Source organism: Halopseudomonas pelagia CL-AP6 (assembly GCF_000410875.1).
GTDB lineage: Bacteria > Pseudomonadota > Gammaproteobacteria > Pseudomonadales > Pseudomonadaceae > Halopseudomonas > Halopseudomonas pelagia.
In genome coordinates this window covers 1-18,563 of the sequence record NZ_AROI01000013.1, presented here as the reverse complement: position 1 = coordinate 18,563, position 18,563 = coordinate 1, and the positions used below count along the sequence as shown (strand labels likewise).

Here is an 18,563-nt window from a genome sequence, read left to right as displayed (position 1 = left end):
TTTCTCCTGATGTACTGTCCGGTTCAGGCCGGGCTAACGACCCGGTCCAGCGCCTCACGATCCAGTACCTGTGTATCGACTTTTAGATAGGCTGCGGCTTCTTCCGCCACAACAATCGCTTCTGCTACCCCCGCAACCGCAAGAATTCGCCGGGGTAAAGTTTCATCCCCAGCTAACGCCAGGGACAAAGGTAGGCGGTAGCTTGTTACATATGGAGGTTCACTCATGGTAACACCAATCGCCCACCAGGAAACTGCGAGTAGCGCACAGCAAAGGAAAACACCACCCAGACCCCAGACCCCAAATACCGCGCCGCCGATCAGCCCACCTACCGCGGCTCCAGCAAACTGGCAGGTGGAATACAAGCCCATGGCCGTGCCCTTACCGCCTGCCGGGGCAATTTTGCTCAGCAGCGATGGCAGTGTGGCCTCGAGTAGATTGAAGCCGACAAAGAACAGCACGATCGCCGCCACCAGCCAAGACAAGGAGCCCATACCCAGCCACATGATCGGTTGCACCAACGCCAGCAGTGCAATCGCACCCAGCACCACGCGCTTGATCTGCCGCTGACGCTCGGCGTAGATGATAAAAGGCACCATGGCGAAGAAAGACAGCAGCAACGCCGCCAGGTATACCCACCAATGCTCCTCACGGGGTAGCCCTGCCTGCTCCTGCAGTGCCAGCGGAATGGCGACAAAGCTGGCCATCAGAATTGCATGCAGCACAGCAATCCCGTAGTTCAGGCGCAGCAAATCCTTGTTGCGTAGGCTCGGCAGAAAAGCGCTACGCACCACACCCGCCTCCCGATGACGCAGGGCGCGCTGGGGCGTGGGCACAACCCAGATGACCAATAGCATGCCGATCAACGCCAGCGCCGTAGTGCTGTAAAAAACCCCCTGCAACCCGGCGCGCGCTGCAATTACCGGCCCGGCCACCATCGCCACAGCGAAAGACAAGCCGATGCTCATGCCAATCATGGCCATGGCCTTGGTACGATGCTGCTCCCGGGTCAAATCAGCGACCAGCGCCATCACGGCCGCGGCAATAGCCCCTGCGCCCTGAATCACCCGGCCAATGATCACCCCTTGCATGGTCTCAGCCTGAGCCGCCACCAAACCGCCCAGAGCAAACAGCAACAAGCCGCCAATGATCACCGGCTTGCGACCAATGCGATCAGATAACATCCCGAAGGGGATCTGCAGACAGGCTTGGGTCAACCCGTAGGCGCCGATAGCAACGCCGATCAACAGCGGCGTTGCCCCTTGCAGGGAACCACCGTAGGTCGCCAGTACCGGCAACACCATAAACAAGCCGAGCATGCGAAAGGCAAACACCGCAGCCAACGAGCCAGCGGCGCGTTGTTCGGCGGACGTCATGCGATCGGCCTGGTGCATGGCATTTCCTGCTTTAGTGATGGGGTGGGTTTGAAGCGCGCAACCGTAGCTACGCGAAAAACCGGGGATTCTAACATGCTGCTCACGACATGCAGAAAAAGACATCTCCGGTTGCAAAGCAGGCTTCCCCTGTCATCGGTTTGTTGTCTGGTGTTTTGCCGGGCCGGTGCCGGACAACGTATACTGCTCTGCTTTGCTGGCCGTAGGGTAAATGTACTGTGGATACCATTTCGATCCGTGGGGCGCGCACCCACAACCTGAAGAACATTGACCTCGATCTGCCGCGCGACAAACTGATCGTGATTACCGGCTTATCTGGCTCGGGCAAGTCGAGCCTGGCCTTTGATACCCTCTATGCCGAGGGCCAACGCCGCTATGTCGAGTCGCTCTCGGCCTATGCAAGACAGTTTCTATCGATGATGGAAAAACCCGATGTCGACCATATCGAAGGCCTGTCGCCAGCGATTTCCATCGAGCAGAAATCCACTTCGCACAACCCTCGCTCCACCGTAGGTACCATTACCGAGATTTACGACTATCTGCGCCTGCTGTTCGCCCGTGTTGGCGAGCCCCGCTGCCCGGACCATGATCTGCCGCTGGCCGCGCAAACCGTCAGCCAAATGGTTGACCAGGTAATGGCGATGCCCGAGGGCAGCAAACTGATGTTGTTGGCACCCGTTATGCGCGAGCGCAAGGGCGAGCATTTGGCGCTGCTGGATGAATTACGTGCCCAGGGCTTTGTGCGCGCACGCATTAACGGCCGCATCCATGATCTGGATGAAGCACCATCGCTAGAAAAGAACCGCAAGCATACTATCGAAGTGGTGGTTGATCGTTTCAAGGTCCGCGAAGATCTGCAGCTGCGCCTGGCTGAATCCTTCGAAACCTGCCTGAACCTGGCCGACGGCATCGCCATCGTTGCGCCCATGGACGGCGAAGAAGGCGAAGAACTGACCTTTAGCGCACGCTTCGCCTGCCCCCAGTGCGGCCACTCCATCAGCGAGTTGGAGCCGCGGCTGTTTTCCTTTAATAACCCCGCTGGCGCCTGCCCTACCTGTGACGGCCTGGGTGTTAAGCAATTTTTTGATAGCAAGCGATTGGTCAATGGCGAGCTTACGCTAGCGGAAGGTGCGATACGCGGCTGGGATCGGCGGAACGTCTACTATTTCCAGATGCTCAGCTCACTGGCAGACCATTACGGCATATCATTGGAGACTCCTTTCGGCGAACTGGACGACAAGCACTGCAAGCTGGTGCTGCACGGCACCGGCACGGAGAAGGTGTCGTTTCGCTACCTGAACGATCGTGGCGATATCGTCATGCGCAATCATCCCTTTGAAGGCATCGTGCCAAACCTGGAACGGCGCTACCGCGAGACCGAATCCCAGAGCGTTCGCGAAGAACTGGCCAAGTATCTGAGTACTCAGCCCTGCCCGTCCTGCAGCGGCACGCGGCTGCGTCGTGAAGCCCGCCACGTGTTTATCGACGGCCGCAACCTGCCCGGAGTGACCACCTTACCGGTTGGCGAAGCTGCAGCCTATTTCAGCGGGCTGACACTGGATGGCAGCCGCGGCGAGATTGCTGAGAAGATCCTCAAGGAAATTCGTGCGCGCCTGATGTTCCTGGTCAATGTCGGCCTGGATTACCTGTCGCTGGACCGCAGCGCCGACACGCTATCCGGCGGTGAGGCGCAACGTATCCGCCTGGCCAGCCAGATCGGTGCGGGCCTGGTGGGCGTCATGTACATTCTTGACGAGCCCTCCATCGGCCTGCACCAACGCGACAATGAGCGTCTGCTATCGACGCTGATCCATCTGCGCGACCTGGGTAACACGGTTATCGTTGTTGAACACGACGAAGATGCCATCCGCCTGGCCGACTACGTGGTGGATATCGGCCCTGGCGCTGGTGTGCACGGCGGCGAAATCGTCGCCCACGGCACTGCCGAAGAGGTCATGAATAATCCTGCATCGCTGACTGGCAAATACCTGTCAGGCAAGGTCAAGATTCCGGTACCGGCTAAGCGCAACCCGCCGCAGAAGGACAAGTGGCTGCGCCTTAAGGGCGCCTGTGGCAACAATCTGCACAAGGTCAATCTGGAAATCCCGGTAGGCCTGATGACCTGTGTCACCGGCGTATCCGGTTCAGGCAAGTCAACACTGATCAACAATACCCTGTACCCGATCACCGCGACCGAACTGAATGGCGCCACGACACTAGAAGCCTCTCCCTACGATAGCTTTGACGGCATGAAGCATATCGACAAGGTAGTGGATATCGACCAGAGTCCTATCGGCCGTACACCGAGATCCAACCCGGCCACTTACACCGGCTTGTTTACCCCCATCCGCGAACTCTTTGCCGGCACCCAGGAAGCCCGCTCGCGCGGCTACAAGGCCGGACGCTTCTCCTTCAACGTCAAGGGTGGGCGCTGCGAAGCCTGCCAGGGCGACGGTCTGATCAAGGTGGAAATGCATTTTCTACCGGACATCTACGTTCCCTGCGATGTGTGCAAGAGCAAGCGTTATAACCGTGAGACGCTGGAGATCAAGTACAAGGGCAAGAACATTCACGAAGTGCTCGACTTCACGATTGAAGAGGCGCGCGCGTTCTTCGAGGCAGTCCCGGCCTTAGCGCGCAAGCTGCAAACCTTGATCGACGTGGGTCTGTCCTATATCCGTCTAGGTCAGTCCGCAACGACGCTCTCAGGCGGCGAAGCGCAGCGCGTCAAGCTGGCCCGCGAACTGTCCAAGCGCGACACCGGCAAGACGCTGTACATCCTCGACGAACCAACTACCGGCCTGCACTTTGCCGATATTCAGCAGTTGCTCGATGTACTGCACCGCCTGCGCGATCACGGCAACACCCTGGTGGTTATTGAGCACAACCTGGATGTGATCAAGACAGCTGACTGGCTGGTAGATCTCGGTCCTGAGGGCGGCTCTAAAGGCGGGTACATCATTGCTACCGGCACGCCAGAGCATGTAAGCACTATCGAAGCGTCACACACTGGGCGGTTTCTTGGGCCTGTGCTTGAGCGGGATCGCGATTGATTTAGTACACGCTAATGATTTGGCCTGCATGCCTGCATTAGCGCACCCTTCACCCTGCTCAGACACGCGGCAAGTACGTCCCTGTAGCTCATCGATGGCATCCCTGCCATCGACGGTCTGATCAGGGTGAAGGACGCGCTACTGCCAAGATCTCCCTGCTTCCCGCGAAACTCTTCTCTGGAGTTGGTATCAGAGAGCACCGCGCTTGGGGCCCTTGGCCCCAGGCCACAACGCTGCATCCACAGCATCACTTACTGATACCGAACACCACTCAAGACCCGCGCAACAGCTCCGATGTCCGTGAACGCCCTAATCACAGACACAAAAAAACCGGACACAAGGTCCGGTTTTTTCTAACGCTTTGCTATCACTCTTCGCTGGCAGCAGCCAGCTCAGGGCGATCAACCAACTCAACGTAGGCCATAGGCGCAGAGTCACCAGCGCGGAAACCGCACTTGAGAATACGCACATACCCGCCGGGACGGTCCGCATAACGCTTGCCCAGGTCATTGAACAGCTTGCCGACAGCTTCTTTGCTGCGGGTGCGGTCAAATGCCAGACGGCGATTGGCGACGGTATCTTCCTTCGCCAGGGTGATCAAAGGCTCGGCTACACGGCGCAATTCCTTGGCCTTGGGCAGAGTGGTTTTGATTAGTTCGCTGGCGAACAGCGACACCGCCATGTTCTGGAACATGGCTTTACGGTGTGAGCTGGTCCGACTCAGGTGACGACCACTTTTACGATGACGCATCTCTCAATTCCTCGGTGTCGAGACGATTAGGCCGAAACCTTGTCGTCCTTCTTCAAGCTTGCAGGCGGCCAGTTGTCCAGACGCATACCCAGTGACAGACCACGTGAGGCCAGAACGTCCTTGATCTCGGTCAGGGACTTCTTGCCTAGGTTCGGGGTCTTCAGCAGTTCCACTTCGGTACGCTGGATCAGATCGCCAATATAGTAAATATTTTCGGCTTTCAGACAGTTGGCTGAACGTACAGTCAGCTCAAGGTCATCAACCGGACGCAGCAGGATCGGATCAATCTCGTCTTCCTGCTGTTCAACAACGGGTTCGTTCTCACCTTTCAGGTCAACGAAGGCGGCCAGCTGCTGTTGCAGGATGGTCGCGGCACGGCGGATGGCTTCTTCAGCGTCCAGCGTTCCGTTGGTTTCCAGGTCAATAACCAGCTTGTCGAGGTTGGTGCGCTGCTCAACACGGGCGCTTTCAACAACGTACGCCACACGGCGAACCGGGGTATAAGTCGCGTCCAGCTGCAACCGGCCAATCGAGCGGCTTTCATCATCGTCGGACTGACGCGAGTCAGCCGGCTCATAACCACGGCCACGGGCCACGGTTATTTTCAGATTCAGCACACCATTGTCAGACAAGGTAGCAATTAGGTGATCAGGGTTGATGATTTCGACATCGTGATCCAGCTGAATATCAGCTGCAGTCACCTGACCCGGTCCTTTTTTGGACAGGGTAAGAGTCACATGATCACGGCCGTGCATCTTGACCGCCAAACCTTTCAGGTTCAGCAGGATCTCGATGACATCTTCCTGTACGCCTTCGATGGCGCTGTATTCATGCAAAACGCCGTCGATTTCCGCCTCTACCACGGCACAACCGGGCATGGAGGAGAGCAAAATGCGACGCAACGCATTGCCCAGGGTATGGCCAAAACCACGCTCCAGCGGCTCAAGAGTGATCTTGGCACGCGTGGGAGAGGTTTCCTGTACGTCAATATGACGTGGTGTTAGAAACTCGGTAACCGAACTTTGCATGGGGGCACCTTTTGCTGTCTGTCACTTACTTGGAGTAAAGCTCGACGATCAGGTTTTCGTTGATGTCGGCGTACAGATCACTCCGTGAGGGCAGGCTTTTAAAGACACCTTCCTTCTTAGCTGCATCCACTTCCAACCACTCGGATTGACCGCGCTGCGCTGCCAGCTCCAAAGAACCGCCAATACGCAGTTGGTTCTTGGCCTTTTCGCGAACAGCCACTACGTCACCCGGGGATACCAGGAAAGAAGCGATGTTGACGGTCTTGCCATTAACGCTGATAGCCTTGTGAGAGACCAGCTGACGTGACTCGGCACGAGTAGAGCCGAAGCCCATACGGTATACAACGTTGTCCAGACGACGCTCGAGCAGTTGCAGCAGGTTCTCGCCGGTAGCACCCTTCAAACGGGCCGCTTCCTTGTAGTAGTTGCTGAATTGACGCTCAAGAATGCCGTAGATACGACGTACTTTTTGTTTCTCGCGCAGCTGGGTGCCGTACTCGGAGAGACGACCACGACGCTGACCATGCACACCAGGAGGACTCTCCAGTTTGCACTTGGATTCAAGAGCGCGAGCGCCGCTCTTGAGGAACAGATCAGTGCCTTCGCGACGAGACAGTTTACATTTGGGACCAATATATCTAGCCATTTCCGTCTCCTGGTTACACGCGGCGCTTTTTAGGCGGGCGACAGCCGTTATGTGGGATGGGGGTGACATCGGTGATGCCGCTGATCTTGTAGCCACAAGAGTTCAGAGCACGAACAGCCGATTCACGACCTGGGCCTGGGCCCTTCACATTAACGTCGAGGTTTTTCAAGCCGTATTCCAAAGCAGCCTGACCGGCACGCTCCGCTGCAACCTGAGCAGCGAAGGGGGTGCTTTTACGCGAACCACGGAAACCGGAACCACCAGAAGTCGCCCAGCTCAGAGCGTTGCCCTGACGGTCGGTAATGGTAATGATGGTGTTGTTGAAAGACGCGTGGATGTGGGCAATCCCATCAACCACTGTCTTTTTAACTTTCTTACGTACACGAGCAGCAGGCTTAGCCATATCTGTATATTCCTTCGCGATTACTTACGGATCGGCTTGCGCGGACCCTTACGGGTACGAGCGTTAGTCTTAGTGCGCTGACCACGGACCGGAAGGCCCCTACGGTGACGCAGACCACGATAGCAACCAAGATCCATAAGACGCTTGACGTTCATGTTGACCGCACGACGTAGGTCACCTTCAGTGTTCGACTTGCCCACTTCGGTGCGCAGCAGATCAACCTGCTCCTCGCTGAGGTCCTTGATTTTTGCACTTGGCGCAATGCCAGTTGCTGCACAAATTTGCTGTGCCTTGGTTTGACCGATACCAAAGATATAGGTCAAAGAGATAACAGTATGTTTGTTATCCGGGATGTTGACGCCTGCAATACGGGCCATCCAATTTACTCCGTCTGACAGCTACCTGACTCAACCAAAATGTTCACAGGTTGTGTGAAAAAGGGTGCAGTAGGGTAGCGCTAACAAATATAAAAATCAACCACCCGACCAATTATCTGGCCGAGTGGCGGTTATCCTGAGACGTAGTCGACAATCAACTAGAGGGATTATTAACCCTGACGCTGCTTGTGACGGGGCTCAGCACTGCAGATGACACGAACGCTACCATTGCGACGTACCAACTTGCAGTTACGGCAAAGCTTCTTGACTGATGCTGCAACTTTCATAACAGACTCCTAGAACCCGGCGACTCAGCGCAGCATACCGCTGCCGCCATAGCCTTTCAGGTTGGATTTCTTCAAAAGAGACTCGTACTGCTGAGAAACGAGGTGCGATTGTACTTGGGACATGAAGTCCATAACAACCACTACAACGATCAGCAACGAAGTCCCACCCAGGTAGAAGGGCACATTGGCCGACACCACCAGGAACTGCGGCAACAAACAGACCGCGGTCATGTACAGGGCACCGAACATGGTCAGGCGTGTCAACACACCATCAATGTACCGGGCAGACTGTTCGCCTGGGCGGATGCCAGGAATAAACGCACCTGACTTCTTGAGATTTTCAGCCACATCTTTCGGATTGAACATCAAGGCTGTATAGAAAAAGCAGAAGAAAATGATCCCTGCACTAAACAGAATGATATTCAACGGCTGGCCTGGGGCAAGTGACTGGGAGATGCTTTGCAGCCAACCCATACCCTCACCCTGGCCGAACCAGGTACCCAGCGAAGCCGGGAACAGCAAAATGCTACTGGCGAAAATCGCCGGAATAACACCTGCCATGTTGACCTTCAGCGGCAAATGACTGGTTTGCGCGGCAAACACCTTACGGCCCTGCTGACGCTTGGCATAGTTGACGGTAATCCGCCGCTGCCCACGCTCAACAAAGACCACAAAGGCAATCATCGCAATCGCCAGCAACGCAATGGCAATCAAGGCGAAGATATTGATATCACCCTGACGAGCCGCTTCAAACGACTGCCCGACTGCACTTGGCAGCCCCGCTACAATGCCGGCGAAGATAAGCATGGAGATACCGTTGCCAATACCGCGCTCGGTAATCTGCTCGCCCAGCCACATCATGAACATAGCGCCGGCCACGAAGGTGGTCACCGCCAGGAAGTAGAAGCCAAAACCGGTATTGAAGGCGACACCCTGACTCGCCAAACCTACTGACATGCCCACGGCCTGAATAAAGGCCAGCACCAGAGTCAGATAACGGGTGTACTGGGCGATCTTGCGACGCCCGGACTCACCTTCCTTTTTCAACTGCTCAAGGGTGGGATTCACCGCCGTCATCAGCTGCATGATAATCGATGCAGAGATGTACGGCATGATGCCCAGAGCGAAGATACTCATGCGCTCCAGTGCACCACCCGAGAACATATTGAACAGGCTAAGTATGGTCCCCTCATTCTGTCTGAACAGCTCGGCCAGACGATCAGGGTTGATACCGGGAACGGGGATATGCGCCCCGATGCGGTAAACAATGATCGCCAGAAAAAGAAAACGCAGACGCGTCCACAGTTCCGTTAAGCCGCCTTGTTTGATTCCTGAGAGAGCGCCTTGCTTAGCCATTTATTCCTCGAACTTGCCGCCAGCTGCTTCGATTGCTGCACGTGCACCTTTAGTGGCCATCAGCCCTTTGACATTGACCGCTTTGGTCATGTCGCCGGAGAGGACGATCTTGGCACGTACAAACTTGTTGCCAATGATATTGGCATCTTTCAGAGCCTGCAGGTCGATCACGTCAGCATCAAGCTTGTTCAGCTCGCTGGTGCGGATCTCGGCAGTCACCATGGCAATCTTCGAAGTAAAACCAAACTTCGGCAGACGGCGATGCAAAGGCTGCTGACCACCCTCGAAACCGGGGGCAACAGTGCCACCGGAACGCGAGCTCAGACCCTTGTGACCACGGCCGGCAGTCTTGCCCAGGCCGCTACCAATACCACGACCAACGCGCAGCTTGTTACGGCGTGCACCTGGCGCGGAACGCAGATCATTCAGTTTCATGTCTTAACCCTCTACCCGAACCATGTAGGAGACCTTATTGATCATCCCACGAATGGCCGGAGTATCTTCGACCTCGACTGTGTGGTTGATGCGACGCAGACCCAGACCCTTGACGCAGAGTCTGTGGTTTGGCAGGCGCCCAACAACACTTTTGAACAGGGTCACTTTGATTGTTGCATTAGCCATGACAGCTTACCCCACGATGTCTTCGACGGTCTTGCCACGCTTGGCCGCAACTGACTCAGGCGACTGCATGGATTTCAGGCCCTTGTAAGTGGCCCGAACGACGTTGACCGGATTGGTGGAACCGTAACACTTGGCCAGTACGTTATGCACACCGGCAGCTTCCAGGACGGCGCGCATGGCGCCACCAGCGATAACGCCGGTACCTTCGGAAGCGGGCTGCATGTATACCTTGGAGGCACCATGTGCAGCTTTAACCGGATACTGCAAAGTAGAACCGTTAAGGTCCACCTGGATCATGTTACGACGTGCAGCTTCCATAGCTTTCTGGATAGCGGCAGGCACTTCACGCGCCTTGCCACGACCGAAACCCACGCGACCCTTGCCATCGCCGACTACAGTGAGTGCGGTGAAAGCGAAGATACGGCCGCCTTTTACTACCTTGGCAACGCGGTTAACTTGAACGAGTTTCTCAATATAACCTTCGTCGCGCTTTTGCTCGAAATTAGCCATAGCTCTACCCTTAGAATTCCAGCCCGCCTTCACGAGCGGCGTCGGCAAGCGCTTTCACGCGGCCATGATACTTGAAGCCGGAACGGTCAAAGGAGACCTGACTTACACCGGCGGCCTTGGCGCGCTCAGCTACCAGCAAACCGACTTTCTTGGCGGCTTCGATATTGCCAGTGTTGCCACTGCGCAGATCGGAGTCCAGCGTGGAAGCGCTGGCCAAAACAGTGGCGCCATCAGCTGCGATCACTTGTGCGTACATGTGCTGCGAAGAACGGTACACGCACAGACGTACGGCTTCCAGCTCGCGCTGCTTCAAACGCGAACGGCGAGCGCGACGGAGACGAATAACTTTTTTATCGCTCATTTGCTATGCCCTACTTCTTCTTGGCTTCTTTACGACGCACGATCTCGTCGGTGTAGCGAACACCCTTGCCCTTATAGGGCTCGGGACGACGGAAATCACGAATTTCCGCGGCTACCTGACCGACCAGCTGCTTGTCGATACCTTTAATGATGATGTCAGTTTGGCTGGGGGTTTCCGCAGAAACACCTTCAGGCAGCTGATACTCGATTGGGTGGGAAAAACCCAGCGCCAGGGACAGAACCTGCCCTTTGGCCTGCGCTTTGTAACCAACACCAACCAGCTGCAGCTTGCGCTCAAAGCCGTCTGTAACACCGGTCACCATGTTCTGTACCAACGCACGCGTGGTACCGGCCATGGCCATATTAACGCTGCCCGGACGAGCGGCGAACCGCAGTACACCGTCTTCCTGAACAACTTCGACTGTCGAGTGCAGATTCAGATCCAGAGTGCCTTTGGCGCCCTTGACGGAAATGTCCTGACCGTTCAGTTTAACTTCTACGCCCTGTGGCAATTTGACAGGGTCTTTAGCGACGCGAGACATCGTAACCCCCTATCAGAATACGGTACAGAGCACTTCACCACCGATACCGGCAGCGCGAGCGGAGCGATCAGTCATAACACCTTTATTGGTGGAGACGATCGATACACCCAATCCACCCTTGACCTTAGGAATCTGGTCAACGGACTTGTACTGACGCAGACCGGGACGGCTTATGCGTTTGATATCTTCAATAACCGGCCTGCCCTCGAAGTACTTCAGCTCGATCGACAGTACAGGCTTTGTATCGCCCTGCACGTCATAACCGGCTACGTAACCTTCTTCTTTCAATACTTTGGCGACAGCCACCTTCAGCTTTGCCGAAGGCATGCTGACACTGGACTTTTCAGCCATCTGGGCATTACGGATGCGGGTTAGCATATCAGCTAACGGGTCCTGCATACTCATGGGCTTTGTGCTCCTGAAACTGAGTAATTAAGGTCTGGTTTACCAGCTGGCTTTAACCAGACCGGGGACGTCACCGCGCATAGCTGCTTCACGCAACTTGATACGGCTCAGGCCAAACTTGCGATATACACCGTGCGGACGACCAGTGATGCGGCAGCGATTACGCTGACGAACCGGGCTGGCATCGCGCGGCAGTTTTTGCAAAGCTACTTGGGCATTCCAACGGTCTTCGACAGACGCGTTGATATTGCCAATGATAGCCTTGATTTCAGCACGCTTTGCAGCGTACTTGGCAACCATGCGAGTGCGCTTGGCCTCGCGGTTTTTCATGCTGACTTTTGCCATTACCTGACTCCTAGTTACGGAACGGGAACTTGAACGCACGCAGTAGCGCGCGACCTTCGTCATCCGTCCGGGCAGTGGTGGTCAAAGTAATGTCCAGACCACGCAGAACGTCGATCTTGTCGTAATCGATTTCCGGGAAGATGATCTGTTCCTTGACGCCCATGCTGTAGTTGCCACGGCCATCGAACGATTTCGCGTTCAGGCCACGGAAGTCACGCACACGCGGCAGAGAGATCGACAGCAGGCGATCCAGGAATTCGTACATCTGCTCGCGGCGCAAGGTAACCTTGACACCAATCGGCCAGCCGTCACGAATCTTGAAGCCGGCGATCGACTTGCGAGCGTAGGTCACGATGCCTTTTCGGCCCGTGATCTTCTCCAGGTCAGCCATTGCGGTTTCGATGATCTTCTTATCACCAACAGCTTCACCAAGACCCATATTAAGGGTGATTTTGGTGATTTTCGGCACTTCCATCACGTTCTTCAGGCCCAATTCTTCCTGGATCTGGGGAACGAGAGTAGTCCGGTAGTGTTCTTTCAATCTTGCCATGGTAAGCACCTAGATTCTCAAGCGTCGACGGCTTTTTGCGTCGACTTGAAAATACGAACCTTCTTACCGTCTTCGACCTTGAAGCCAATACGATCGGCTTTGCTAGTCGCGGCGTTGAAGATTGCCACGTTGGAGACGTGGATTGGCGCCTCCTTTTCAACAATACCGCCTTGCGAACCAGCCATGGGATTAGGCTTGGTGTGCCGCTTGATAATGTTGACGCCGGAAATCAGCAGACGTTGATCAGCCAGGACCTTGAGGACCTTGCCGCGCTTGCCTTTATCCTTGCCGGCGATGACGATTACGTCGTCTTCACGTTTAATCTTTTGCATGACCGGGCTCCTTACAGCACTTCGGGCGCGAGGGAAACGATCTTCATGAACCGCTCATTACGCAGTTCACGCGTCACTGGCCCAAAGATGCGGGTTCCGATCGGCTCATTTTTATTGTTGAGCAGAACGGCAGCGTTGCCATCAAAACGGATCAAAGAACCGTCCGTACGGCGTACACCGTGACGGGTACGCACGATGACCGCGTTAAGCACCTGGCCTTTCTTTACTTTGCCGCGGGGAATTGCTTCCTTCACGGTCACCTTGATGATATCGCCAATGCCGGCGTAGCGGCGGTGAGAACCGCCCAGAACCTTGATACACATAACGCGACGTGCACCACTGTTATCTGCCACTTCCAGCATGGATTGAGTCTGAATCATAACTTTCTCCGACCCTTAAAAAATCCGCAAACGCGCGGGGCTTTAAACTTGTTCCGCGCGCTCGTCGATCTGCACCAGGGTCCAGCTCTTGGTTTTGGCCAAGGGACGGGTTTCCTTAATGGTGACAGTATCGCCAATGCGGCATTCGTTGTTTTCATCGTGCGCATGCAGCTTGGTAGAGCGGCGCATGTACTTACCGTACAGCGGATGCTTTACCTGACGCTCGATGACGACAGTAATGGTTTTATCCATCTTGTCACTGACCACACGGCCGGTGACGGTACTGACTGTTTGTGTCTCGGCCATGATCAATTACCACCTTTCTGATTGAGCACGGTCTTGACTCGGGCAATATCACGCTTGGCCTGCTTCAGCAGGTGGCTCTGACCGAGTTGACCGGTTGCCTTCTGCATGCGCAGATTGAACTGATCACGCAGCAGGGTGAGCAGCTGCTCGTTGAGCTGCTCAGCAGATTTTTCACGAAGTTCTGTTGCTTTCATCACATCACCGTCCGCTTAACAAAGGTGGTAGCGAGAGGCAGCTTGGCAGCAGCAAGGGCAAAAGCCTCACGCGCCATCTCTTCGGAAACACCTTCAATCTCATACAGGACTTTGCCAGGCTTGATCTGGGCAACCCAGTACTCGACATTACCCTTACCTTTACCCATCCGAACTTCCAACGGCTTCTTGGAGATCGGCTTGTCCGGGAACACACGAATCCAGATCTTGCCGCCACGCTTAACGTGACGGGTCAAGGCACGACGTGCTGCCTCGATCTGGCGCGCGGTCAAACGACCACGGCCAACGGCTTTCAATGCGTATTCGCCAAAGCTCACCTTACTACCGCGAAGTGCCAAGCCACGGTTGTGGCCAGTCATTTGCTTGCGGAACTTCGTACGCTTGGGTTGTAACATGTGCGTACCCCTTACTTAGCAGCTTTTTTCTTGGGAGCGGCAGTTTTGGTTTCTTCGGGCTGACCACCAATGATCTCGCCTTTGAAAATCCAAACCTTGACGCCAATCACACCGTATGTGGTGTGGGCTTCAGCCGTCGCGTAATCGATGTCGGCGCGCAGGGTGTGCAAAGGCACACGACCTTCGCGATACCATTCGGTCCGGGCAATTTCTGCACCGCCAAGGCGGCCGCTTACCTGGATCTTGATACCCTTGGCGCCGATACGCATGGCATTCTGTACTGCGCGCTTCATAGCGCGACGGAACATAACGCGACGCTCGAGCTGCTGAGCAACGCTTTGTGCGACCAGGGCACCGTCGAGTTCCGGCTTGCGGATCTCTTCGATGTTGATGTGCACGGGCACGCCCATTTGCTTGGTCAGTTCCTGACGCAGCTTCTCGACATCCTCGCCCTTCTTGCCAATCACGATGCCTGGACGGGCAGTGTGGATGGTAATTTTGGCGGTTTGTGCCGGGCGCTGAATATCAACGCGGCTGACCGAAGCGCTTTTCAATTTGGTCTGAACGTACTCACGTACTTTCAGATCTGTATTCAGATAGTCCGCATAAGTGCGGCCTTCTGCGTACCACACCGAAGTGTGCTGTTTAACAATACCGAGGCGCATGCCTATCGGATGTACTTTCTGACCCATGTGATCGACTCCCTACTTGTCAGCAACCTTGACCGTGATATGACAAGACCGCTTTACGATGCGATCAGCACGGCCTTTGGCACGTGGCATGATGCGCTTCAGAGAGCGACCCTCGTTGACAAACACGGTGGACACCTTAAGGTCATCCACGTCTGCGCCATCATTGTGCTCGGCGTTGGCGATTGCCGACTCGAGCACCTTTTTGATGACTTCAGCGGCCTTCTTGTTGCTGAATTTCAGCAGGTTCAGGGCCTCATCCACTTTCTTTCCGCGGATCTGGTCGGCGACCAAGCGCGCTTTCTGGGCAGAGAGGCGGGCGCCTTTATGTGTAGCGGCAACTTCCATCTTCTAACCCCTTAGCGCTTGGCTTTCTTGTCTGCTACGTGACCACGATAGGTACGCGTTGCAGAAAATTCGCCTAACTTGTGGCCGACCATGTCTTCGGAAACAATAACCGGAACATGCTGACGACCGTTATGAACAGCAATGGTCAAACCAACCATCTGCGGCAGGACCATAGAACGGCGCGACCAAGTCTTGATTGGTTTGCGATCGTTCTTCTCAACTGCCACTTCGATCTTCTTTAACAGGTGAAGATCGATAAAAGGACCTTTCTTTAGAGAACGCGGCACTGTCGTATCTCCTTACTTGCTGCGGCGACGGACAATCATCTTGTCTGTGCGCTTGTTGGACCGAGTCTTGGCACCCTTGGTCGGGAAGCCCCATGGCGATACTGGGTGGCGACCACCGGAAGTACGGCCTTCACCACCACCGTGCGGGTGATCTACCGGGTTCATGGCAACACCACGAACGGTCGGACGAACACCGCGCCAGCGCTTGGCGCCAGCCTTACCCAATGAACGCAGGCTGTGCTCACCGTTGGACACTTCGCCCAGGGTGGCACGGCACTCGCCCAGTACTTTGCGCATTTCGCCGGACCGCAGACGAACTGTCACATAGGCACCTTCACGAGCAACCAGCTGTACGGAAGCACCGGCACTACGAGCAACCTGAGCACCTTTACCGGGCTTCAGCTCAATCGCGTGAATGGTGCTACCCACCGGAATATTACGCAGCGGCAAGGAGTTACCGGGCTTAATCGGCGACTCTGCACCTGAGACCAGTTGGTCTCCAGCGCTCACACCCTTAGGTGCGATGATGTAGCGACGCTCGCCATCTGCATACATCAGCAGCGCGATGTGAGCGGTACGGTTTGGATCGTATTCGATACGCTCAACGGTGGCTGGAATGCCATCCTTGTTGCGACGAAAATCAACCAAACGGTAATGTTGCTTATGCCCGCCCCCACGATGACGCGTGGTGATGCGACCATTATTGTTACGACCACCCGTTTTGCCTTGCTTCTCGACCAGAGGTGCATATGGAGCACCCTTGTGCAGGTCGGAATTAACGACCTTGACTACGAAGCGGCGGCCAGGGGAAGTAGGTTTACATTTAACAATTGCCATGATTTACCCCTTACTTATCAGCGCTGGCAAAATCGATGTCTTGACCAGGCTGCAGGCTGACGTACGCCTTCTTCCAGTCATTACGCTTGCCCAGGCCGCGAACGGTTCGCTTGGTCTTGCCTTTAACGTTCAAGGTCGCAACAGTCTTGACCTTAACGCTGAACAATTGCTCGACAGCCTTTTTGATTTCCAGCTTGGTCGCGGTGGTATCCACCTTGAACACGAACTGGTTCTTGCTGTCAGCCAGCACGGTAGCCTTCTCGGATACATGCGGGCCAAGCAGTACTTTGAAAATGCGCTCTTGGTTCATCCCAGCATCTCCTCGAACTTCTTAACAGCAGGTACGGTGATCAGTACCTTGTCGTAAGCGATCAGACTGACCGGATCTGAACCCTGCACATCACGTACATCAACATGCGGCAGATTGCGCGCAGCGAGGTACAGATTGGAGTCAAGGCTGTCAGTAACGATCAACACGTTGTCCAGATTCAAATCCTTGAGCATGCCAACCAGGGCCTTGGTCTTGGGAGCTTCCATAGAGAACTCTTCAACCACTACCAAACGGTCCAGGCGGATCAGCTCGGACAGGATCGAGCGCAGCGCGCCACGGTACATCTTCCTGTTCAGCTTCTGCTCATGGTTCTGTGGACGAGCCGCAAAAGTGGTACCGCCCCCGCGCCAAATTGGGCTGCGGATGGTGCCAGCACGGGCACGACCGGTACCTTTCTGACGCCAGGGCTTCTTACCGCCACCGGACACATCAGCACGGGTCTTCTGCTGCTTAGTACCCTGACGACCACCAGCCATATAGGCAACAACGGCTTGGTGAACCAGGGTTTCATTAAACTCGGTGGCAAAAGTCAGATCAGATACTTCGATCGCATTTGCACCAGCTACATTCAGATTCATGGTAACTCCCCCTTAACCCTTGGCCTTGACAGCCGGGCGGACAATGACGTCGCTACCTGGTGCGCCTGGGACAGAGCCCCGGATCAGCAGCAGATTACGCTCGGCGTCAACGCGGACGATTTCAAGGGTCTGCACGGTCACTTGCTCAGCACCCATGTGACCAGCCATTTTCTTGCCCTTGAATACCCGACCTGGGGTCTGGCACTGGCCGATAGAGCCAGGAACGCGGTGCGATACAGAGTTACCGTGAGTCGCATCCTGACCGCGGAAGTTCCAACGCTTGATCGTACCGGCAAAGCCCTTACCTTTGGACTGACCAGTAACATCAACCATCTGACCCGCTTCAAAAATGCTCACGGTGATTTCGGAGCCAGCAGCAAACTCGCCTTCTTCAAAGCGGAATTCACAGACGCGACGGCCAGCCGCGGTATTGGCTTTGGCGAAATGCCCGGCCATCGGCTTGCTAACGCGACTAACGCGACGCTCACCAACGGTGATCTGAACGGCTTGGTAGCCATCCGTATCCAGGGATTTAACCTGTGTGACGCGGTTCGGTTCAACTTCTACAACCGTAACCGGTATGGAAACACCATCTTCAGTGAAAACGCGGGTCATACCGCATTTCCGGCCGACTAATCCAATAGTCATTCTTTAAACCTCATGAGTGCACGGGGCTATTACCCGCTATGGCCGCCCATTGCAGGGCGTTACACGACTTATAGCCCCCGTCGTATGGGACTATCAGCCGAGGCTGATCTGAACCTCAACGCCAGCTGCCAGGTCCAGTTTCATCAGCGCATCGACAGTCTTGTCGGTAGGCTGCACGATATCCAGAACCCTTTTATGGGTGCGGATCTCGTACTGATCACGGGCATCTTTATTGACGTGCGGTGAAACCAGCACTGTAAAACGCTCTTTGCGAGTCGGCAAAGGAATTGGACCACGGACCTGAGCCCCAGTACGTTTCGCGGTATCCACGATTTCCTGGGTTGATTGATCTATCAGGCGGTGATCAAAAGCCTTCAACCGAATACGAATCTGTTGGTTCTGCATTTGACCAGAAACTCCAAGCTTCAATTCTTCAGAGCTCACCCGAACACCGGGTAGGCCCATCCAAGGGAGGCGCAATTCTACTGATGCGTCCACCCACTGTCAACCTAAATACAAAAGCCCCCTAAAAAAGGGGGCTTTTGCTTATGGCCCAGATTATCAGGCGATAATCTTGGCAACCACGCCGGCA

At 55.3% G+C, this 18,563-nt stretch carries 30 protein-coding genes; 1 reads left to right on the top strand and 29 read right to left on the bottom strand.

All coding sequences use genetic code 11. From position 1 onward, the window contains the following. Window positions 1-23: 23 nt before the first annotated feature. A complete protein-coding gene (locus tag K787_RS0111190; RefSeq protein WP_022962898.1) occupies window positions 24-1,394 on the bottom strand; it encodes an MFS transporter in 1,371 nt (456 codons plus the stop codon). A gap of 218 nt (window positions 1,395-1,612) precedes the next feature. On the opposite strand from K787_RS0111190, the gene uvrA reads away from it, so the two are divergent. Then, window positions 1,613-4,447: an excinuclease ABC subunit UvrA gene (gene uvrA / locus K787_RS0111185; protein WP_022962897.1), complete on the top strand. Its 2,835-nt coding sequence runs from the start codon at window positions 1,613-1,615 to the stop codon at window positions 4,445-4,447. 367 nt (window positions 4,448-4,814) lie between these two features. On the opposite strand, the gene rplQ is transcribed toward uvrA, so the two are convergent. The 28 genes from rplQ to rpsJ form a co-directional block, all read right to left on the bottom strand. Continuing rightward, on the bottom strand, window positions 4,815-5,198 hold the full coding sequence (rplQ, locus tag K787_RS0111180; RefSeq protein WP_022962896.1) for a 50S ribosomal protein L17: 384 nt from the start codon (window positions 5,196-5,198) through the stop codon (window positions 4,815-4,817). A 26-nt stretch (window positions 5,199-5,224) separates the two neighbouring features. Beyond that, window positions 5,225-6,226 carry a DNA-directed RNA polymerase subunit alpha gene (locus K787_RS0111175; protein WP_022962895.1) on the bottom strand — a complete coding sequence of 334 codons (1,002 nt, stop codon included), beginning with the start codon at window positions 6,224-6,226 and terminating at the stop codon, window positions 5,225-5,227. Between the two features lie 25 nt (window positions 6,227-6,251). After that, window positions 6,252-6,872 (bottom strand): 30S ribosomal protein S4, encoded by a 621-nt coding sequence (gene rpsD / locus K787_RS0111170; RefSeq protein ID WP_022962894.1) that lies wholly within the window; start codon window positions 6,870-6,872, stop codon window positions 6,252-6,254. A 13-nt stretch (window positions 6,873-6,885) separates the two neighbouring features. Next, window positions 6,886-7,275, bottom strand: coding sequence for a 30S ribosomal protein S11 (rpsK, locus tag K787_RS0111165; protein WP_022962893.1), 390 nt, complete (start codon window positions 7,273-7,275; stop codon window positions 6,886-6,888). A 20-nt stretch (window positions 7,276-7,295) separates the two neighbouring features. Beyond that, complete coding sequence (gene rpsM / locus K787_RS0111160) at window positions 7,296-7,652, bottom strand: 30S ribosomal protein S13 (RefSeq protein ID WP_022962892.1); 357 nt, start codon at window positions 7,650-7,652, stop codon at window positions 7,296-7,298. 170 nt (window positions 7,653-7,822) lie between these two features. Continuing rightward, window positions 7,823-7,939: a 50S ribosomal protein L36 gene (rpmJ, locus tag K787_RS24720; protein WP_084672050.1), complete on the bottom strand. Its 117-nt coding sequence runs from the start codon at window positions 7,937-7,939 to the stop codon at window positions 7,823-7,825. A gap of 24 nt (window positions 7,940-7,963) precedes the next feature. Further along, a complete protein-coding gene (secY, locus tag K787_RS0111155; protein WP_022962891.1) occupies window positions 7,964-9,295 on the bottom strand; it encodes a preprotein translocase subunit SecY in 1,332 nt (443 codons plus the stop codon). Then, window positions 9,296-9,730, bottom strand: coding sequence for a 50S ribosomal protein L15 (gene rplO, locus K787_RS0111150; protein WP_022962890.1), 435 nt, complete (start codon window positions 9,728-9,730; stop codon window positions 9,296-9,298). It lies immediately after the preceding gene. A 3-nt stretch (window positions 9,731-9,733) separates the two neighbouring features. Continuing rightward, on the bottom strand, window positions 9,734-9,916 hold the full coding sequence (rpmD, locus tag K787_RS0111145; protein WP_022962889.1) for a 50S ribosomal protein L30: 183 nt from the start codon (window positions 9,914-9,916) through the stop codon (window positions 9,734-9,736). A 6-nt stretch (window positions 9,917-9,922) separates the two neighbouring features. Beyond that, entirely contained in the window at window positions 9,923-10,426 is a 504-nt protein-coding gene (gene rpsE / locus K787_RS0111140) for a 30S ribosomal protein S5 (protein WP_022962888.1), read from the bottom strand. 10 nt (window positions 10,427-10,436) lie between these two features. Next, a complete protein-coding gene (gene rplR / locus K787_RS0111135) occupies window positions 10,437-10,787 on the bottom strand; it encodes a 50S ribosomal protein L18 (protein ID WP_022962887.1) in 351 nt (116 codons plus the stop codon). Between the two features lie 10 nt (window positions 10,788-10,797). Beyond that, on the bottom strand, window positions 10,798-11,328 hold the full coding sequence (gene rplF, locus K787_RS0111130; protein WP_022962886.1) for a 50S ribosomal protein L6: 531 nt from the start codon (window positions 11,326-11,328) through the stop codon (window positions 10,798-10,800). 12 nt (window positions 11,329-11,340) lie between these two features. Continuing rightward, window positions 11,341-11,733, bottom strand: a complete 393-nt coding sequence (gene rpsH, locus K787_RS0111125) for a 30S ribosomal protein S8 (protein WP_022962885.1) — start codon at window positions 11,731-11,733, stop codon at window positions 11,341-11,343. Window positions 11,734-11,772: 39 nt separating this feature from the next. Beyond that, entirely contained in the window at window positions 11,773-12,078 is a 306-nt protein-coding gene (gene rpsN / locus K787_RS0111120; protein WP_022962884.1) for a 30S ribosomal protein S14, read from the bottom strand. A 10-nt stretch (window positions 12,079-12,088) separates the two neighbouring features. Then, on the bottom strand, window positions 12,089-12,628 hold the full coding sequence (gene rplE / locus K787_RS0111115) for a 50S ribosomal protein L5 (protein ID WP_028614855.1): 540 nt from the start codon (window positions 12,626-12,628) through the stop codon (window positions 12,089-12,091). 17 nt (window positions 12,629-12,645) lie between these two features. Next, window positions 12,646-12,960 (bottom strand): 50S ribosomal protein L24, encoded by a 315-nt coding sequence (gene rplX / locus K787_RS0111110; protein ID WP_022962882.1) that lies wholly within the window; start codon window positions 12,958-12,960, stop codon window positions 12,646-12,648. An 11-nt stretch (window positions 12,961-12,971) separates the two neighbouring features. Further along, on the bottom strand, window positions 12,972-13,340 hold the full coding sequence (rplN, locus tag K787_RS0111105) for a 50S ribosomal protein L14 (protein WP_022962881.1): 369 nt from the start codon (window positions 13,338-13,340) through the stop codon (window positions 12,972-12,974). Between the two features lie 42 nt (window positions 13,341-13,382). Continuing rightward, the gene (gene rpsQ / locus K787_RS0111100; protein WP_022962880.1) at window positions 13,383-13,646 is read right to left on the bottom strand and encodes a 30S ribosomal protein S17; all 264 of its coding nucleotides are present in this window, start codon (window positions 13,644-13,646) and stop codon (window positions 13,383-13,385) included. A gap of 2 nt (window positions 13,647-13,648) precedes the next feature. Continuing rightward, window positions 13,649-13,840 carry a 50S ribosomal protein L29 gene (gene rpmC / locus K787_RS0111095; RefSeq protein WP_022962879.1) on the bottom strand — a complete coding sequence of 64 codons (192 nt, stop codon included), beginning with the start codon at window positions 13,838-13,840 and terminating at the stop codon, window positions 13,649-13,651. Then, complete coding sequence (gene rplP, locus K787_RS0111090; RefSeq protein WP_022962878.1) at window positions 13,840-14,253, bottom strand: 50S ribosomal protein L16; 414 nt, start codon at window positions 14,251-14,253, stop codon at window positions 13,840-13,842. The genes rpmC and rplP overlap by 1 nt, the downstream gene beginning before the upstream one ends. A gap of 11 nt (window positions 14,254-14,264) precedes the next feature. Next, window positions 14,265-14,945, bottom strand: coding sequence for a 30S ribosomal protein S3 (gene rpsC, locus K787_RS0111085; protein ID WP_022962877.1), 681 nt, complete (start codon window positions 14,943-14,945; stop codon window positions 14,265-14,267). Between the two features lie 12 nt (window positions 14,946-14,957). Continuing rightward, window positions 14,958-15,290, bottom strand: a complete 333-nt coding sequence (rplV, locus tag K787_RS0111080; protein ID WP_022962876.1) for a 50S ribosomal protein L22 — start codon at window positions 15,288-15,290, stop codon at window positions 14,958-14,960. Window positions 15,291-15,301: 11 nt separating this feature from the next. Next, entirely contained in the window at window positions 15,302-15,577 is a 276-nt protein-coding gene (gene rpsS / locus K787_RS0111075; RefSeq protein WP_022962875.1) for a 30S ribosomal protein S19, read from the bottom strand. Between the two features lie 12 nt (window positions 15,578-15,589). Continuing rightward, window positions 15,590-16,414: a 50S ribosomal protein L2 gene (gene rplB, locus K787_RS0111070; protein ID WP_022962874.1), complete on the bottom strand. Its 825-nt coding sequence runs from the start codon at window positions 16,412-16,414 to the stop codon at window positions 15,590-15,592. Window positions 16,415-16,424: 10 nt separating this feature from the next. Further along, window positions 16,425-16,724, bottom strand: a complete 300-nt coding sequence (rplW, locus tag K787_RS0111065; protein ID WP_022962873.1) for a 50S ribosomal protein L23 — start codon at window positions 16,722-16,724, stop codon at window positions 16,425-16,427. Continuing rightward, complete coding sequence (gene rplD / locus K787_RS0111060) at window positions 16,721-17,323, bottom strand: 50S ribosomal protein L4 (protein ID WP_022962872.1); 603 nt, start codon at window positions 17,321-17,323, stop codon at window positions 16,721-16,723. Before rplD ends, rplW begins: the two co-directional genes overlap by 4 nt. 12 nt (window positions 17,324-17,335) lie before the next feature. Beyond that, window positions 17,336-17,971 (bottom strand): 50S ribosomal protein L3, encoded by a 636-nt coding sequence (gene rplC, locus K787_RS0111055; RefSeq protein ID WP_028614854.1) that lies wholly within the window; start codon window positions 17,969-17,971, stop codon window positions 17,336-17,338. A 93-nt stretch (window positions 17,972-18,064) separates the two neighbouring features. Then, window positions 18,065-18,376, bottom strand: coding sequence for a 30S ribosomal protein S10 (gene rpsJ / locus K787_RS0111050; RefSeq protein WP_028614853.1), 312 nt, complete (start codon window positions 18,374-18,376; stop codon window positions 18,065-18,067). Window positions 18,377-18,563 lie beyond the last annotated feature (187 nt).